Source organism: Micromonospora sp. WMMD723 (assembly GCF_049863385.1).
Classification (GTDB): domain Bacteria; phylum Actinomycetota; class Actinomycetes; order Mycobacteriales; family Micromonosporaceae; genus Micromonospora; species Micromonospora wenchangensis.
Genome location: NZ_JBMKNR010000001.1, coordinates 5,913,935 through 5,930,753, shown reverse-complemented (window position 1 = coordinate 5,930,753; position 16,819 = coordinate 5,913,935). Strand labels below are relative to the sequence as shown.

At 74.6% G+C, this 16,819-nt stretch carries 16 protein-coding genes; 10 read left to right on the top strand and 6 right to left on the bottom strand.

The window, feature by feature from the left end; translation table 11 throughout:
* Nucleotides 1-131: 131 nt before the first annotated feature.
* Together ACN261_RS25760 and ACN261_RS25755 are read left to right on the top strand one after the other, a co-directional pair.
* Nucleotides 132-326, top strand: coding sequence for a hypothetical protein (locus ACN261_RS25760; RefSeq protein WP_425852593.1), 195 nt, complete (start codon nt 132-134; stop codon nt 324-326).
* Nucleotides 323-1,177: a hypothetical protein gene (locus ACN261_RS25755; RefSeq protein ID WP_421482242.1), complete on the top strand. Its 855-nt coding sequence runs from the start codon at nt 323-325 to the stop codon at nt 1,175-1,177. Before ACN261_RS25760 ends, ACN261_RS25755 begins: the two co-directional genes overlap by 4 nt.
* Before the next feature lie 32 nt (nt 1,178-1,209).
* Here the strand turns inward: ACN261_RS25755 and smpB are convergent, their stop codons facing one another.
* The gene (smpB, locus tag ACN261_RS25750; protein WP_421482241.1) at nt 1,210-1,713 is read right to left on the bottom strand and encodes an SsrA-binding protein SmpB; all 504 of its coding nucleotides are present in this window, start codon (nt 1,711-1,713) and stop codon (nt 1,210-1,212) included.
* An 83-nt stretch (nt 1,714-1,796) separates the two neighbouring features.
* On the opposite strand from smpB, the gene ACN261_RS25745 reads away from it, so the two are divergent.
* The 4 genes from ACN261_RS25745 (at nt 1,797) to nhaA (ending at nt 6,548) form a co-directional block, all read left to right on the top strand.
* Nucleotides 1,797-2,336, top strand: coding sequence for a DinB family protein (locus tag ACN261_RS25745; protein WP_421482240.1), 540 nt, complete (start codon nt 1,797-1,799; stop codon nt 2,334-2,336).
* 38 nt (nt 2,337-2,374) lie between these two features.
* Nucleotides 2,375-3,043 (top strand): class I SAM-dependent DNA methyltransferase, encoded by a 669-nt coding sequence (locus ACN261_RS25740; RefSeq protein WP_421482239.1) that lies wholly within the window; start codon nt 2,375-2,377, stop codon nt 3,041-3,043.
* A 65-nt stretch (nt 3,044-3,108) separates the two neighbouring features.
* A complete protein-coding gene (gene htpG, locus ACN261_RS25735) occupies nt 3,109-5,010 on the top strand; it encodes a molecular chaperone HtpG (RefSeq protein ID WP_421482238.1) in 1,902 nt (633 codons plus the stop codon).
* Nucleotides 5,011-5,204: 194 nt separating this feature from the next.
* Entirely contained in the window at nt 5,205-6,548 is a 1,344-nt protein-coding gene (nhaA, locus tag ACN261_RS25730; protein ID WP_425852590.1) for a Na+/H+ antiporter NhaA, read from the top strand.
* A gap of 15 nt (nt 6,549-6,563) precedes the next feature.
* Here the strand turns inward: nhaA and ACN261_RS25725 are convergent, their stop codons facing one another.
* From ACN261_RS25725 to ACN261_RS25705, 5 genes are all read right to left on the bottom strand, one after another.
* Nucleotides 6,564-7,631 (bottom strand): ABC transporter ATP-binding protein, encoded by a 1,068-nt coding sequence (locus ACN261_RS25725; RefSeq protein ID WP_421482236.1) that lies wholly within the window; start codon nt 7,629-7,631, stop codon nt 6,564-6,566.
* Complete coding sequence (modB, locus tag ACN261_RS25720; protein ID WP_421486824.1) at nt 7,628-8,458, bottom strand: molybdate ABC transporter permease subunit; 831 nt, start codon at nt 8,456-8,458, stop codon at nt 7,628-7,630. The genes ACN261_RS25725 and modB overlap by 4 nt, the downstream gene beginning before the upstream one ends.
* Nucleotides 8,434-9,168: a molybdate ABC transporter substrate-binding protein gene (gene modA, locus ACN261_RS25715; RefSeq protein WP_425853651.1), complete on the bottom strand. Its 735-nt coding sequence runs from the start codon at nt 9,166-9,168 to the stop codon at nt 8,434-8,436. The genes modB and modA overlap by 25 nt, the downstream gene beginning before the upstream one ends.
* A gap of 95 nt (nt 9,169-9,263) precedes the next feature.
* Nucleotides 9,264-9,689, bottom strand: coding sequence for a TOBE domain-containing protein (locus tag ACN261_RS25710; RefSeq protein WP_420117035.1), 426 nt, complete (start codon nt 9,687-9,689; stop codon nt 9,264-9,266).
* Nucleotides 9,690-9,972: 283 nt separating this feature from the next.
* Nucleotides 9,973-12,036, bottom strand: coding sequence for a M4 family metallopeptidase (locus ACN261_RS25705; RefSeq protein WP_425852587.1), 2,064 nt, complete (start codon nt 12,034-12,036; stop codon nt 9,973-9,975).
* A 471-nt stretch (nt 12,037-12,507) separates the two neighbouring features.
* On the opposite strand from ACN261_RS25705, the gene ACN261_RS25700 reads away from it, so the two are divergent.
* The 4 genes from ACN261_RS25700 (at nt 12,508) to ACN261_RS25685 (ending at nt 16,762) form a co-directional block, all read left to right on the top strand.
* Entirely contained in the window at nt 12,508-13,410 is a 903-nt protein-coding gene (locus tag ACN261_RS25700; protein ID WP_421482234.1) for a DUF4231 domain-containing protein, read from the top strand.
* Between the two features lie 97 nt (nt 13,411-13,507).
* On the top strand, nt 13,508-13,681 hold the full coding sequence (locus ACN261_RS25695; RefSeq protein ID WP_358170701.1) for a hypothetical protein: 174 nt from the start codon (nt 13,508-13,510) through the stop codon (nt 13,679-13,681).
* Nucleotides 13,653-15,977 (top strand): FxsB family cyclophane-forming radical SAM/SPASM peptide maturase, encoded by a 2,325-nt coding sequence (locus tag ACN261_RS25690; RefSeq protein WP_425852585.1) that lies wholly within the window; start codon nt 13,653-13,655, stop codon nt 15,975-15,977. Before ACN261_RS25695 ends, ACN261_RS25690 begins: the two co-directional genes overlap by 29 nt.
* Complete coding sequence (locus ACN261_RS25685; protein ID WP_421482232.1) at nt 15,974-16,762, top strand: aminoglycoside N(3)-acetyltransferase; 789 nt, start codon at nt 15,974-15,976, stop codon at nt 16,760-16,762. Before ACN261_RS25690 ends, ACN261_RS25685 begins: the two co-directional genes overlap by 4 nt.
* The last annotated feature ends 57 nt before the right edge of the window (nt 16,763-16,819 follow it).

Below are 16,819 nucleotides of genomic sequence, written 5' to 3'. Positions count from 1 at the left end.
CAAGAAGTCTTGTGTATTGCGGTGGCGCGCCGTGGCGGCCACGCGCTGCGGCGCGCGGACGCGGCGGGGAGAATGCGACGGAGCGACGGCTGACGCGGACCCGGCCGGGACCAGGAACAGGGGCGGTGCCGATGACCGAGCCGACGGTGACCACCGCAACCCAGCCGGCGGTGACCACCGCAACCCAGCCGGCGGTGACCAACGCAACCGGGCCGGCGGCGTCCACCGGGCCGGCGGCGTCCACCGGGCCGGCGGCGTCCACCGGGCCGGCGGCGTCCACCGGGCCAGGGGCGTCCGACCAGGCCGGGGCCGGGGGCGGGCCGTGACGTCCGGTCTGGCGCTGACCTTCGCCCTCGGCGCGGCGTTCGGCTACGGCGTCGGCTCGGTCCTGCAGGCCGTCGGGGCGCGACGCGGGGCCAGCACCCTGCGCGCCCTCGGCCACCCGCTCTACCTCGCCGGCCTGGCCTGCGACACACTGGCCTGGCTGGCCTCCCTGGTCGCCCTCCAGAAACTGCCCGTGTACGCGGTCCAGTCGGTCACCGCCGGCTCGCTGGCCGTCACCGTGGTCGTCGCCCGGACCGTGCTCGGCGCGCGACTGCGCCGCCGGGACACCGGGGCGATCCTGCTCACCGTCGCCGCCCTCACCGTCATCTCGCTGGCCGCCGGCCCCGAACCGCCGGTCACCGCGTCCACGGCGCTGCGGGCCGGCCTGGCCGGCGCGGCGGTGCTGACCGCGATCGCCGGTCTCGCCGCCCTGCGGGTCGCCCGGCCGATCGTCGCCGCCACCCTCGCCGGTCTCGCCTGGGGCATCACCGCGCTGTGCGCGCGGGCGCTCACCCCGCCATCCGACCCGCTGGGCCACCCCGGCGCGGCGGCCTGGGCCCTGCTGCGGGAGCCGGTCACCTGGGGACTGGTCATCTCCGGGGTGGCCGGGACGATCCTCTACGCGCACGCGCTGCGCCACGGGCAGGTCGGGCCGGTCACCGCCGTGCTCTGGGCGGTCGAGATCGTCGTCCCCTCGGTCGCCGGGGTGCTGCTGCTCGGCGACGGCGTCCGCGCCGGCTGGTTGCCCTGGGCGGTCCTGGCCACCCTGACCACCGTGGCCGCCGCGATCGTGCTCGCCAGCGCCCCGGGCACCGCCGACACCGCCGCGCCGGACGACCACGCCCCCGGCTGAGCCGCAGGGCACCCGGCGGACGTCGAGCGGGGTCAGCCCGCCCGGCGACCCTCCCCGGCCGGTCGCCGACCCTTGAGCCGGCGGCCCAACTCCCTGGCGATCTCCCGGTTCGCGTCGCGTTCGGCGAGCACCTGACGCTTGTCGTACGAGCGGCGGCCCCGGGCCAGCCCGACCTCGACCTTGGCCCAGCCGTTGCTGAAGTACATCGACAGCGGCACCAGGGTCACCCCCGGGTCACGCAGCTTCTCCAGGATGCGGGCGATCTCCACCCGGTGCAGCAGCAGCTTGCGGGTCCGCCGGGGCTGGTGGTTGGTCCAGGTGCCGAAGCCGTACTCCGCGATGTGCAGGCCGTACAGCATGATCTCGCCGTCGCGTTCCTGGGCGAACGCGTCGACCAGCGACACCCGCTTCTCGCGCAGCGACTTCACCTCGGTGCCGACCAGCACGATGCCCGCCTCGTACGCCTTCAGGACGGTGTAGTCGTGCCGGGCCTTCCTGTTGACGGCGACCAGCGTGCGCTCCGCGTCCCGTGCCACGACGACCACCTCCGTCCGGATCTGCCAGCGGCGTACACCCTACCGCCGGTGCCGACCCGGCATCCGCGTGGCAGGATCGCCGCATGTCGGAGTGGGCGGCGATCGTGCCGGAGGACCGGGACTGGACCGGCGTCATCGACGGCGGGTGCGCCGAGTGCGGTTTCGTGCCGCAGCGGGCCGAGACCACCGGGGGGCGGCTGCGGGCCACCGTCCCGGTCTGGCGGGAGGTGCTGTCCCGACCCGACGCGACCCGGCGGCCCGCGCCGACCGTCTGGTCGCCGGTGGAGTACGCCTGCCACGTGCGGGACACCTGCCGGATCTTCCGGGGTCGGTTGGCGCTGATGCTCGACGAGGACGACCCGGTCTTCCCCAACTGGGACCAGGACGCCACCGCCGTCGAGGACGACTACTTCCACCAGTCACCGGCCCGGGTGGCCGGGGAACTCGCCGAACAGGCCGAGTCGACCGCCGCCGCGTTCGACGCCGTCACGCCTGGGCAGTGGGCCCGGCCGGGCCGGCGCAGCAACGGTTCGGTGTTCACCGTGGGCCGCTTCGCCGTCTACTTCCTGCACGACGTGGTGCACCACGTGCACGACGTCACCCGCCCGGCGACCACCCGCTGACCCCGCGCGCAGCCGCCCGGCCGGTAGGGTGCGCGGCCGTGACCGACGCCGACTTCCTCGCCGAGACCCGCGCCTCCTACGACACGATGGCCGCCGAGTACACCACCCGCAACCGTGGTGAGCTGGCCGCCCGCCCGGTCGAGCGGGCCATGCTCGCCGCGTTCGCCGAGACCGTGCTGACCGGCGGGGGCGGGCCGGTGCTGGAGGTCGGCTGCGGCCCCGGGCGGATCACCGGTCACCTGCGCGACCTCGGACTGGCCGTCACCGGCCTCGACCTGTCCCCGGGCATGCTGGCGCAGGGCCGGCTGGCCCATCCCGACCTGCGCTTCGTCGAGGCGTCCATGCTGGACCTGCCGGTGGCCGACGGCGTGCTGGCCGGGCTGGTCGCCTGGTACAGCGTCATCCACGTGCCCGACGAGTGGCTGCCCCGGGTGTTCGCCGAGTTCCACCGGGTCCTCGCCCCCGGCGGGCACGCCCTGCTCGCCTTCCAGGTCGGCGACGAGACGGTCCGCTACACCGAGGCGTGGGGCCACCCGGTGGCGCTGGCCTTCCGTCGCCGCCGCCCGGACCACGTGGCCGCGCTGCTGAGCGCCGCCGGACTGCCCGAGCAGGCCCGGATGTGCCGGGCGCCGCAGGAGTTCGCCGGTGCCATGGAACGCACCCCGCAGGCCAGCCTGCTGGTTCGTCGGGACGACGACCGGGCGTGACCGGGCCGCCACGGCACCTCGTATCCTGTTGCGCGGATCTGGCCCACCCGTACGAGGAGGTTGGTGTGAGCAGTCGGACCGAGACGCTGGAGTTCCAGGCGGAGACACGCCAGCTGCTGCAACTGATGGTGCATTCCATCTACTCGCACAAGGACGTCTTCCTGCGCGAGCTGATCTCCAACGCCTCCGACGCGTTGGACAAGCTCCGGCTGGAGTCGCTGGTCGACTCCGACCTCGACGTCGACACCTCTGACCTGCACATCGAGTTGGTCGCCGACCCGCAGGCCCGGACCCTGACGGTGCGGGACAACGGCATCGGCATGTCCCGCGAGGACGTCGTCTCGCTGATCGGCACCATCGCCCGCTCCGGCACCGCCGAGCTGTTGCGCAAGCTCAAGGAGTCGAAGGAGACCGCCGGCGGTGAGCTGATCGGCCAGTTCGGTGTCGGGTTCTACTCGACGTTCATGGTCGCCGACCGGGTCACCCTGCTGACCCGGCGGGCCGGGCAGGCCGAGGGCACCCGCTGGGAGTCCAGCGGCGAGGGCACGTACGTGGTGGAGACCGTCGACGACGCCCCGCAGGGCACCTCGGTCACCGTGCACCTCAAGCCCGCCGACGACGAGGACAACCTGCACGACTACGCCGACCTCGCCACGGTCCGGCAGATCGTCAAGCGGTACTCGGACTTCATCGCCTGGCCGATCCGCACCACCGTGCCGGGCGTCGACGGCGGCGAACCCACCGAGGAGACCCTCAACTCCCGCAAGGCGCTCTGGGCGCGACCGCGCGACGAGGTCGCCGAGGAGGAGTACCGGGACTTCTACCGGCACGTCAGCCACGACTGGACCGACCCGCTGGAGACCATCCACATGCGCGGGGAGGGCACCTTCGAGTACGAGGCGCTGCTGTTCCTGCCCGCGCACGCGCCGTACGACCTGTACCAGGCCGACGGCCGGCGCGGGGTGCAGCTGTACGTCAAGCGGGTGTTCGTGATGGACGACTGCGCCGCGCTGATGCCGAACTACCTGCGCTTCGTCAAGGGCGTGGTGGACGCCCACGACCTGTCGCTGAACATCTCCCGGGAGATCCTGCAGCAGGACCGGCAGATCCAGATCGTCCGCCGCCGGCTGGTCCGCAAGGTGCTCGCCACGGTCAAGGACATGCGCACCGGCAACCCGGAGAAGTTCGCCACCTTCTGGGGCGAGTTCGGCCGGGTGGTCAAGGAGGGTCTGCTGGAGGACCCGGACAACACCGAGACCATCCTCGAACTGCTGTCGGTGGCCTCGACCCACCACGACACCGAGCCCACCACGCTGGGCGGGTACGTGGAGCGGATGAAGGACGGCCAGACCGAGATCTACTACGCCACCGGCGAGAACCGCACCATGCTGGAGAACTCGCCGCACCTGGAGGCGTTCCGGGCCAAGGGTTTCGAGGTGCTGCTGCTCACCGACCCGGTCGACGAGGTGTGGGTGGAGCGGGTCGGCCAGTTCGACGGCAAGCCGCTGCGCTCCATCGCCAAGGGTCAGGTCGACCTGGAGACCGAGCAGGAACGCAAGGACACCGAGGTCGCCCGGGAGCAGCAGAACAAGGAGTACGCCGAACTGCTCACCTTCCTCGGCGGGGCGCTCGCCGACACGGTCAAGGAGGTCCGGCTCTCCTCCCGGCTGACCACCTCGCCCGCGTGCATCGTCGGCGACGCGCACGACATCACCCCGACCCTGGAGAAGATGTACCGGGCGATGGGGCAGGAACTGCCGCCGGTCAAGCGCATCCTCGAACTCAACCCGACCCACCCGCTGGTCACCGGCCTGCGCGTCGCCCACCAGCGGGGCGACGACAGCGCGGGGCTGACCGAGACCGCCGAGTTGCTCTACGGCACGGCGCTGCTCGCCGAGGGTGGCGACCTGGCCGACCCGGCCCGGTTCGCCCGGCTGCTCGCCGACCGGCTGGCCCGTACCCTCTGATCCGCCTCCGCTCCCGGCCGGGTCGACGCCCGGCCGGGAGCGGCGGGGCCTCGGTGGCCGTCCCCGGGTGACCGGGCCCGGGTGGGCCGGCGCTGACCCGGCGGTCGGTCGCCGTACCGGATAGGGTTACCCCAGGTGTGCCGGGAAGTCTGGTCGGCGGTGGATGACGCGATCCCTGCCGACGAGGAGTTTCCGTGACCAACGCCACCCGGCGACGCTCCAGCCTGTTCGCCCGCCGCTCCTGGGGCGAGACCAGCCGGATCTCGGCCATCCTCCGCCGGGAGACCGTCGGCGGGGCGCTGCTGCTCGGCGGGGCGCTCATCGCCCTGGTCTGGTCGAATTCCCCCTGGTCGGGCGCGTACCAGACGCTGCGGGACAGCACCGTCGGCCCGGCCGCGCTGCACCTCGACCTGAGCGTGGCGACCTGGGCCGCCGACGGTCTGCTCGCGGTGTTCTTCTTCGGCGCCGGCCTGGAACTCAAACGCGAGTTCGTCGCCGGTGACCTGCGCGACCCCCGGCGGGCGGCGGTGCCGGTGGCGGCGGCCGTCGGTGGGGTGATCGTGCCCGCCGTCCTGTACGCCCTGATCGCCGCCGGAGCGGGCGACGGCGCGGGCCGGGGCTGGGCCATCCCGACCGCCACCGACATCGCGTTCGCCCTGGCGGTGCTCGCGGTGGTGGGCCGTTTCCTGCCGTCGGCCCTGCGGACCTTCCTGCTCACCCTGGCGGTGGTCGACGACCTGCTCGCCATCATGATCATCGCGGTCTTCTACACCTCGGACCTGTCCGTCGCCCCGCTGCTGGGTGCGCTGCTGCCGCTCGCCGCGTTCGGGCTGCTGGTGCAGCGCCGGGTCCGCTCGTGGTGGCTGCTGCTGCCGTTGGCCGCCCTCACCTGGGTGCTGGTGCACGAATCGGGGGTGCACGCCACCGTGGCCGGCGTCCTGCTCGCCTTCACCGTGCCGGTGCTGCGCAGCGCCGCGGCCGGCGGCCCGGACGCCGGACCCGGCCTGGCCGAGCACTTCGAGCACCGGGTACGGCCGATCTCCGCCGGCATCGCCGTGCCGGTCTTCGCGTTCCTCTCCGCCGGGGTCACCGTGGGAGGGCTCGCCGGGCTGGCCACCGCGTTGACCGACCGGGTCGCGGTGGGTATCGCCGTCGGCCTGGTCGTCGGCAAGCCGATCGGCATCCTGACCGCCACCTGGCTGGCGTCCCGGTTCACCCGGGCCGACCCCGACGAGGGCCTCAACTGGCTCGACGCGCTCGGGCTCGCGTTGCTGGGCGGGATCGGCTTCACCGTCTCGCTGCTGATCGGGGAGCTGGCCTTCGGGCTGGGCAGCGCCCGCGACGACCACGCCAAGGTGGCGGTGCTCGCCGGTTCGCTGGTGTCGGCCCTGCTGGCCAGCGTCATCCTGCGGGCCCGTAGCCGGGTCTACCGGCGGGTGCACGAGGCCGAGAGCGTCGACCTGGACCGCGACGGCGTACCGGACGTCTTCCAGCCGGAGCCGCCCCGACCCGCCGACGGACCGTCCGTCCCGAGGTGACCGCCGGCCCGGTGGTCAGGGCCCGACCGGGTACGCCCGGGTGTCGCCGTCCGCGACGCTCGCCCAGACCTGCTGCCCGGGGCGCAGCCGCAGGCCGGTGGCGGCGGCGGGGGTGAGGTCGGCGACGGTGTCGAGCACCCCGGTGAGCTGCACCCGCAGGTGGTCGCCGTGCCGGTGCACCCCGGTGACGGTCGCCGACCAGCCGGGTCGGGTGGTGTCGTCGGGGCGGTGCGGGTGCAGGCGCACGGCGGTGGGTGCGAAGACCACGAAGGCGTCGCCGTCGAGGCGGTCGGCGGTCGGCACCGCGAGCCCGTCGGCGAGCCGGACCCGCCGCCCGTCGGCCCGGCCCCGGTGCAGGTTCAGACCGACCAGCCGGGCCACGTAGTCGGTGCGCGGCCGGCCGGTGACCGAGGCCGGGTCGCCCTCCTGGACCACCCGGCCGTCCTCGACGACGACCAGTCGGTCGGCCAGCGCCAGCGCGTCCAGCGGGTCGTGGGTGACCAGCACGGCCGCCCCGGCGTGGTCGGTGAGGTGGCGGTGCAGTTGGGCGCGGGTGTCCAGCCGGGTCCGGGCGTCGAGCGCGGCCAGCGGCTCGTCGAGCAGCAGCAGGGCCGGGTGGACGGCGAGCGCGCGGGCCAGCGCCACCCGCTGGGCCTGCCCGCCGGAGAGCTGCCGGGGCCGCCGTCCGGCGTATCCGGCCAGGCCGACCCGGTCCAGCCACCGGTCGGCCCGTTCCCGGGCGGCCCGCCGGGGCAGGCCCTGCCGGCGCGGGCCGAAGGCCACGTTGTCCCGGGCGGTCAGGTGCGGGAAGAGCAGGTAGTCCTGGAACACCACGCCGACCGGTCGCCGCTCGGGTCGCACGAACGTCCGCCCGTCCGGGCGGTCCAGCTCCACCCCGTCGAGGCGTAGCCACCCGGCGTCGAGCGGCTGCAGCCCGGCCAGGGCGCGCAGCGCGGTGGTCTTGCCGGCGCCGTTCGGGCCGAGCAGCGCGACCACCTCCCCGGCGGCGACGTGCAGCCGGACGTCCAGCCGGAACCCGGCCCGGTCGACGACCAGGTGCCCGTCGAGCAGCGGCGGTGTCACGGGCCGCCGATCCACCGGTCGCGCAGCCCGGCGAGGATCACCACCGAGACGGTGAGCAGCACCAGGCTGAGCACCACGGCGGCCTCCAGGTCGGTCTCCAGGGCCAGGTAGACGGCGAGCGGCATGGTCTGGGTACGGCCCGGGTAGTTGCCGGCGAAGGTGATGGTCGCGCCGAACTCGCCGAGCGCGCGGGCCCAGCACAGCACCGCCCCGGCGGCGACGCCCGGGGCGACCAGCGGCAGGGTGACCCGGGTGAAGGTGGTCCACCGGCTCGCGCCCAGGGTGGCGGCGGCCTCCTCGTAGCGGTGGTCGACGCCGCGCAGCGCCCCCTCCACCGCGATGATCAGGAACGGCATCGCCACGAACGCCTCGGCGAGCACCACGCCTGTGGTGGTGAACGGCAGCGTGACGCCGAAGGTGGCGTCCAGCCAGCCGCCGACCGGCCCGCGCCGGCCGAAGACCAGCAGCAGCGCCACGCCGCCGACCACCGGCGGCAGCACCAGCGGCACGGTGACCAGCGCCCGGACCAGCCGCCGGCCGGGGAACTCCACCCGGGCCAGCAGCCAGGCCAGGGGTACGCCCAGCGCCAGGCAGAGCAGCGTGGCGAGGGTGGCGCACTGCACCGACAGCCGTAGCGCGGTGAGCACCCCGGGTGCGGTGAGGCGCGGTCCCAGCGACGTCCACGGGGTGCGCAACAGCAGGCCGCCCAGCGGCAGCACCAGGAACAGCAACCCCAGGGCGGCCGGTACGAGCAGCGCGACCGGCGCCCGTTGACCGGTGCCGCGTCGGCGGGTGGACGCGGTCACGGGCCTGCCGGCGGCTGGAATCCGGCGTCGGTGAGGACGGCCCGGCCGGGTGCGGAACGGACCAGCGCGACGAAGGCGCGGGCGGCGGTGGGGTTCGGCGCGTCGGTGAGCACCACGATCGGGTAGTCGTTGCCGGCACGGGCGGACTCGGGGAACTCGACGCCGTCGACCTCCCGGTCGGCCGCGCGGGCGTCGGTGCGGTAGACCAGCGCCGCGTCGACCTCGCCGAGTTTCACCTTGGCCAGTGCTCCCTTGACGTCCTGTTCGAGGGTGACCGGGGTGACCCGTACGCCGGCCGCGTCCAGGGCGGTGGTGGCCGCCGCCCCGCACGGCACCTGGGCGGCGCACAGCGCGACCTTCAACCCCGGCCGGGTCAGGTCGGCCAGGCCGGTGAGGCGCTGCGGGTTACCCTGCGGCACGGCGATGACGAGCTGGTTGCGGGCGAAGACGGTGGGGGCGTCGGCGGCGTGCCCGGCGTCGGTGACGGTGGCCATGTTCCTAGGGGCGGCCGAGGCGAACACGTCGGCGGGTGCACCCTGGGTGATCTGGGTGGCCAGGGCGGAGCTGCCGGCGAAGTTGAAGGTGACCGTCGTGCCGGGGTGCTCGGCCTCGAACCGCCGGCCGAGGGTGGTGAACGACTCGGTCAGCGACGCGGCGGCGAAGACGGTCAACGTGCCGCGCGGTCCACCGTCGGCGGCCGGGGCGGTGGTTCCGGCCGCGCATCCGGCCAGGGCGAGGACTGCCGCGACGAGGGGGAGGACGACGGCGCGTCGGTGGCCGCCCGGCGGGTCGGCGGTAGGGGCGGGCGGTCCGCCGACGGGTCGGGTCACGGGTCGGTCCTCGTCCTGGTGGGGCCGGTGGGCGCGGGCCGCTCCACCACGACGGTGGTTGACTTGATGACGGCGACGGCCACCGAGCCGACCCGCAGGTCCAGTTCGTCGACGGCCTCGCGGCTCATCAGGGAGACGATCCGGAACGGCCCGGCCTGGATGTCGACCTGGGCCATCACGGTGTCCCGGACGACGGCGGTGACGATCCCGCGCAGCCGGTTGCGGGCCGAGGAGAACTCGGCCCCCTCGTCGGGGGCGGCGGACTGGGCGCGGACGAAGCCGGCCAGGTCCACGCCGTCGACGAGCCGGTGGCCGTGGGTGTCCCGCCGGGCGGGCAGCCGGCCGGCGTCCACCCAGCGCCGCACGGTGTCGGCGCTGACTCCGAGCAACTCGGCGGCCTCGCTGATCCGGAACACGCTCACCCGGTCACCCTAGCGAACCGCACCTGCCGAGTGAAAGGAGGTTCTGCCCTCGCAGAAGCGAGCTTTGCTGCTTCCTCCAGCTCGCAGTCGCGGGTATTCGTGAGGGCCGGCCGACGTCGGTCCGGGCCGCAGTCGGAGTGGCGGGCGTCGGTCTGGCCGGCGTCGGGTCGGCGGGTGGAGCCGGGCCGGCCCCCGGGCGACCGGGGGAAGGCGGGTGGGGCGGACACGCCGACGGCCGGCCGTCGCGGGTGGCGACGACCGGCCGCTGCCGGCGGTGCGAGGGTCAGCTCAGGGTGAGCGCGGTGTCGTCCACCACGAAGGACGTCTGGAGGCTGCTGTCCTCCACCCCGCTGAACGAGATGGTGACGGTGCTGCCCGCCAGCGCGGACACGTCGAAGCTGCGCTGCACGTAGCCGCTGGCGGCGTTGACGTTGGAGTACGTCGCCAGGGTGGTGCTGCCGGCCTTGACGGTCAGCTTGTCGTACGCCGTGCTGCCCGACTCGGCCGTGTCGATGTGCAGCCAGAAGGACAGGGTGGCCCGGCAGCCGGCCGGGATGGTCACCGACTGGGTGACGGTGTCGGTGTGGGTCGAGCCGTACCCGTTGAGCCACGCCTTGTACGAGCCACCGTGCGCGGCCTGGCTGGCCGACGAGGTGATCACGCCCGAGGTGGCGGTCCAGCCGGTGCCGCCGGACTCGAAGCCGGGGTTGGTCAGCTTCTGGCCCGAGCAGCCGCCCGAGGTCGGGGTGGGCGTCGGGGTGGAGGTCGCCGTCGGGGTGGGCGTCGGGGTGCCGCCGGTGCAGGTCGGGTCGGCGGACTGCGCCGGCACGCTCACCGCGTCCCAGGCGGCCTTGACCGTGTTGAACTCGGTGCAGCTACCCGGGTAGAGGGTCTTGGCGGCCTGCAACGTCCAGGTGCGGTACTTCAGGTACGACGAGGTGGTCGTCTTGAGCAGCATCGCGTTGTACATGATCTTGATGGCCTTCTGGATGCCGAGGCCGGTCACCGTGCTGCTGTTGCAGGTGGGGCTGGTCGGCTGCCCGTTGGTCGGGTTGCTGCCCATGGCCAGCAGGTAGAACCAGTGGTTGCCCGGACCGGCCGCCGCGTGCACCTCCTGGCTCGGGATGCTGCTGGAGTAGCAGTTCGCGTCGCCGAGCGCGGACGGGTTGTACATGTTGCGGATCGGGCCGCTGCCGACCAGGTTGATCTTCTCGCCGACGAGGAAGTCCGGCGCGTCGTAGGTGGACGGCTCGTTGGCGAACCACTCGGTGGCCGCGCCGAAGGTGTCGGCGACGAACTCCTGGGTGTTGCCCCGGGAGATGCCGCCGGGGGTGGTGTCGTCGATGCCGTGGCCGATCTCGTGGGCCACCACGTCGAGCGAGCCGATCCACTGCCCGGCGGTGTTCTTGCCGATCTGCACCTGCGAGCCGTCGTAGTAGGCGTTCTGGTCGTTGAGCCCGACGCGGATGGGCCACGCGCCACCGCTGCCGTTCGCGCCGTTGCGGCCCAACCACTGCGACAGCATCTTGTGCTCGGTCTGCGCCGAGAACAGGGCGTCGACGCAGCCGGTCTCCTTGTTGGTGCCGGTGCCGTTGCCCCAGACGTCGTCCGATCCGGAGAAGGTGGTGTTGTTCGCGGCGTCCTGGCAGCTCAGGTTGGTGGTGCTCGGGTCCTTCAGCGAGTAGGTGCTGCCCGACTGGGTGGTGTTCAGGGTGACCGGGCCGTTCCACGCGCCGGTGCCGGTGCCCCGCACCACGTGCTCCCGGGTGTCCAGCACCGCGCCGGTGGCGGCGTCCACGTCGACGGTCAGCCGGCTGGGGCCGTCCGCGCCGGTGCCGGTGACGGTGGTCTCCCAGGCCAGCGCGGGTCGGGTGCCGAGGGTGTGCACGACCAGCGTGGTGCCCTCGACGCCGCTGACCGTGCGCAGTCGGGCGCGGGCGGTCCGCTCGGCGGCGGCGGCGGTGAGCTTCGGGGTGATGGACAGGTTCCCGATGCTCTGCTGCTGGGCGACGGAGGCGTAGGTGACCTCGCCGGTGGCGGTGGTCGCCAGGACGAAGTCCCCGCCGACCACGCGCAGGCCCTTGTAGGTGCGTTCGTAGGGGACGTACTGGATGCCTTCGGAGGCGATGACCGGCCGCTGCACGAACGCGTCGTCGGCGCTGGCGTGCAGGTAGGCGGGACGGCTGGCGACCAGCGAGCTGGCCGCGCCGACGGCGGCGGCCCGGGCCTGGGCCGGGTCGGGGGCGGGGTGGGACGGCGCGGCCTGGACCGCCGCGGCGGTGCCCACGGCGATCAGGCCGGCCGCGACCGCGCCGGAGAGCGCGACGAGGCGGGGTGAGAGCGTCAAGGGGATGCTCCTGTTCTCGGACGGCGTCGCGGTGCCCGGTGGGGTCGCGCGCCGATGCTGCGTGAGGCGTGGCCGCGACGGGTGGTCTCCGGGCTGCCGGCGGGCCCGGTGGGGGTGACTGTCCGTCGCGTGTCGCCGGGGGTTGGCGACTGCTGGAGGCACGATCACACGGGCAGGCACTCATATCAATGGGTTGACCCGGGCAACCATGCCTCCGGGCTGCCGAAACCCCTGTTGCCAGGTGGTGAACGACCCTCCGCCACCCCGGTCTGAACAGGTCATCCCCGTCGATCCCGGTCCCGCCGAGCGCCCCAGTTGCGGGTTTTCGCCGGAACGCGCGCCGGATGCGCATACACGCGCCGACCAGCGCTACGACGCCCTCGCCGGGGTCCGTCGTACCCGGCCCGGCGGGGCCCGTGCCCGGCTCGCGGGTGCGAACCGGACGGGCGTCGGTCGCCTACCATTCCGGCTGTGCCGGACATCGACGGATCCCTCGCCGCCGGGCAGGTCTGGCGGGGGCAGGGCGACTGGTCGCAGGCCGCCCGACGGGCCAAGCGACGGATCACCACCGGGCGGCGGGCGGTCGCCGCGCTGACCGCCGCCGCTGCCGTCGCCGGCACCGCGGCGGCCCGGCTGGCCCCGTCCGCGCCCACCGCCGGCCGGGTGCTGGCGTTCGTCGCCGCCGTGTCGCTGCTGCTGGTGCCGGTGCTCGGCCGCCGCGCCTCCCGCGACGCGGTGGCCGTCTGGACCCGGCTCCGGGCCGTCTCCGAGGCGTCCAAGGCGGAGCTGTACCGCTACCTCGCCCGGGTCGCCCCCTACGCCGGCGCCGACGCCGACGCCGTCCTGCTGCACCGCTACGGACTGCTCGTGGACGACGTCGGCGATCTGGTCGGGTACACCCTCGACGGCACCCCGGCCGACCGTCCGCTGCCCCCGGTCACCGGCCTGCCGAGCTACCTGACCGAACGGGTGCAGCGACAGGTCGACGGCTACTACCTGCCGGCGGCCCGGCAGGCCGCCCGCGCCGCCGCCCGGATCGGCCGGGCGGCGACCGCGTTGACCGTCCTGGCCGCCCTGCTCTCCGCCGTCGTCGGGGTGTTCGGCGACGCGCTCGGCCTGACCGCGTGGGTGCCGGTGGTCGCGGCGGTCACCACCGCGCTGATCGGCTACGGCACGGCCGAACGCTACGAACAACAGCACCTGGAGTACGCCCGGACGGCCGACCAGCTCACCCGGCTGCGACTGACCCGGGCCGCCGGGGCGGGCTGGACCGACGACGAGGCGTTCGTCACCGAGGCCGAGCGGATCATCGCCCAGTCCAACGCGGCGTGGATGGCCAAGATGATCGAGGATGATGGCGCTGCGCAGCAGTGACATGACGGGCTGTGGCGGATAGCATCATCGACATCCGTGATTGGTCGTCGACGTGGGCGGACAGCCGTCCACCTCCGACACAAGATGGGGGCCCGACGTGGACCGCACCCAACGCCCGTCCGATCCGTTCCCGACGCCGATGAGCGACGTGCGACGCACCCCGCTCGGTCAGATCCCGGTCGAGCGGGCCGTCGCCGTCGCCCGCATCGACGACCGCCGGGCCACCCACCCGACCCGGGTCGATGTCGCGTCCTTCAGCTCACACGTCTGACCCGGCCACCGCGCCCCGCGTCCCGGTCACCCCGCTGCGCCAGTACGTCCTCAAGCTGACCAGCCGGTGTGACCTGGCGTGCGACCACTGCTACGTCTACGAACACCCCGACCAGTCGTGGCGTCGTCAACCCCGGCTGATGACGCCCGACACGGTCGAGGCCACCGCACGGCGGATCGCCGAACACGCCACCACCCACCGGCTCACCGCGGTCCGGGTGGTCCTGCACGGCGGGGAACCCCTGCTGGCCGGCGCGGCCCGGCTCGCCACCACCGCCACCACCCTGCGTCGGGCGATCGACCCGGTGACCCGGCTCGACCTGCGGATGCAGACCAACGGCGTGCTGCTCACCCCCGAGATCGCCGACGTCCTCGTCGCCCACGACGTCAGGGTGGGCGTCTCGCTGGACGGTGACCGGTCGGCCAACGACCGGCACCGCCGGTACGCCAACGGCGCGAGCAGCCACGACCAGGTGCGCCGGGCACTGGACCTGCTGCGTCGCCCCGCCTACCGCAGCTCCTACGCCGGGCTGCTGTGCACCGTCGACCTGGCCAACGACCCGCTGCGGGTCTACCAGGCGCTGCTCGCCGAGGAACCGCCCCGGATCGACTTCCTGCTGCCGCACGCCAACTGGGACCGGCCACCCGCCCGCCCCGACGGGGCCACCACCCCGTACGCGGACTGGCTGCTGACCATCCACCGGCGCTGGCTGGCCGACGGGCGGCCGGTGCCGATCCGGCTGCTGGAGTCCCTGCTGGCCACGGCCACCGGCGGCAGCACCGGCACCGAGGCGGTCGGGCTCGCCCCGGCGGACCTGGTCGTGGTGGAGACCGACGGCAGCTTCGAGCAGGTCGACTCGCTCAAGTCCGCCTTCCACGGCGCCGCCGCCACCGGCCTGGACGTGTTCCGGCACGCCGTCGACGAGGCGGCGGCCCATCCGGGCATCGCCGTGCGGCAGACCGGCCTGGCCGGCCTGTGCGCCACCTGCCGCTCCTGCCCGCTGGTACGCCGCTGCGGCGGGGGCCTGTTCGCCCACCGCTACCGCTCGGGCACCGGTTTCGACAACCCGTCGGCGTACTGCGCCGACCTGGCCGCGTTGATTCGGGCCACCGCCGTCCCCGCCGGGTCGCCGCAGCAGCCGCCGGTCGACACGTTGCCCCCCGCCGTCCTGGCCGACCTCGGCTCGGGCCGGGGCGGCCCGGGTTCGGTGGGTCAGCTCGCCGCCGTCCACCACGGCATCGCCCGCGCGTTGACGGTCGCCCTCAGCCCCGCCGCCACCGCCGACCCGGTCGCGGCGGCCGGCTGGCACCTCCTGGTGGCGCTGGACGTGTCCGCGCCCGACGCCGTCGACCACGTGCTCACCCACCCGTTCGTCAGGCGGTGGGCGCAGCGGTGCCGGGCCGGGGCGACCGGCGACCTGCCCCACCTCGCCGCCGTCGCCGCCGCGGCGGCGGTCCGGGCCGGCGTGGACGCCGAACTCGTGCTGCCGGTGCGGGCCGGCGCGGTGCACCTGCCGACCCTCGGCGCGATCATGGTGGACACCGACGCCGCGTCGGTGCCCGTCACGATCTCCGCCGGCGGCGTCGCGCTGCGGGCCGGCCGGCGACGCGTGCGGGTCCGGCCGGCCGTCGGACCCCACCCGGACCGGTGGCGGCCCACCCGGGCGGCCCACACCGGCGACGGGACCGTCCTGCTGGAGGACACCGACCCGTTCCGCGACTGCTTCGACCTGCCGGTGGCGGCCCGGCTCACCCCGGCGGTCGCCGACCGCTGGACGCGGCAGGTGCGTCGGGCGGTCGACCGCCTCGACACTGAGGCGCGCGGATACGCCCCCGGGGTACGCACCCTCCTGCGCACCGTGGTGCCGCTGCGGCCGGACCCGTCCGGCCGCTCCCGCAGCGCCGCCGCCCGGTCCGCGTTCGGCGCGGTCGCCGTCACCCCCGTCGCCGACGACGCCGCGCTGGCGGTGCTGCTCGTGCACGAGGTGCAACACCTCAAACTGGACGCCGTGCTCGACGTCTGCGAACTGTTCGACCCCGCCGACGCGCGAAGGCTGCGGGTGCCCTGGCGCGACGACCCCAGGCCGGTGGAAGGCGCGCTGCACGGCGTCTACGCCCACCTCGCCGTCGCCGACGTGTGGCGGCACCGCCCGGGAGCCGAGGCGGCGGCACACCACCGGCGCTACCGGGAATGGACCGACGGGACGGTCGACGCGCTGCTCGACCTCGGCAGCCTCACCGCCGACGGCGAGCGGTTCGTCCGGCGGATGCGCGCCACCCTGGACGGCTGGCGGTGAACGACAGGGCCACCCTCGCCGCCGACCTGCGGACGCTCGGACTACCCACCGGCGCGACCGTCCTGGTGCACTGCGCGCTGTCCCGGGTCCGGCCCGAGCCGGCCGGGCCGGCCACCCTCCTCGCCGCGCTGCGCGACACCCTCGGTGACCACGGCACGGTGGTCGTGCCGACGCAGACCGCCGGCAACTCGGTGACCTCACCGGCGTTCCGCGCCGCCACGGCGGGGATGACCCCGACCCAGGCCGCCGCCGTCGAGGCGACCATCGCGCCGTTCGACCCGGCGCACAGCCCGGCCCAGGGGATGGGGGCGTTCGCCGAACACGTCCGCCGGCAGGCCGACGCCCGGCGCAGCGCCCACCCGCAGACCTCCTTCGCCGCTCTCGGCCCGGCCGCCGCCACCCTGACCGCCCGGCACGACCTGGACTGCCACCTCGGCGACCGGTCCCCCCTGGGCGCGCTGTACGCCGCCGACGCCCTGGTCCTGCTGCTCGGCGTCGACTGGTCGGTGTGCACCGCGTTCCACCTCGCCGAGTACCGGTGCGCCCGGCCCGCACCGCACCGGGCGTACCGCTGCTACCTGCGTGACCCGCAGGGCCGCCGGGTCCGCCGGGACTTCCGCGCCCCGCACCTGGACGACGGCGACTTCCCGCGGATCGGGGCGGCCGTGGTGGCCGCCGGGGCGGTCCGCTCCGGGCCGGTGGGTGCCGCCGACGGTCACCGTGTACGGCTGCGCCGCGCGGTCGACCTCGCCCGGGGGTGGATGGATGCGCACCGACTGGCTTGAACGGGACAGCGCAGGGTTGGCAGCTGTCGATACTGTGGTCGGCCGGGAGCGGCGACG

Bases quoted from the DNA above. Each gene is read 5' to 3' on its own strand.
- ACN261_RS25760 (WP_425852593.1), top strand. From the start codon at position 132: ATGACCGAGCCGACGGTGACCACCGCAACCCAGCCGGCGGTGACCACC.
- ACN261_RS25745 (WP_421482240.1), top strand. From the start codon at position 1,797: ATGTCGGAGTGGGCGGCGATCGTGCCGGAGGACCGGGACTGGACCGGC.
- ACN261_RS25690 (WP_425852585.1), top strand. From the start codon at position 13,653: ATGTCGCGTCCTTCAGCTCACACGTCTGACCCGGCCACCGCGCCCCGC.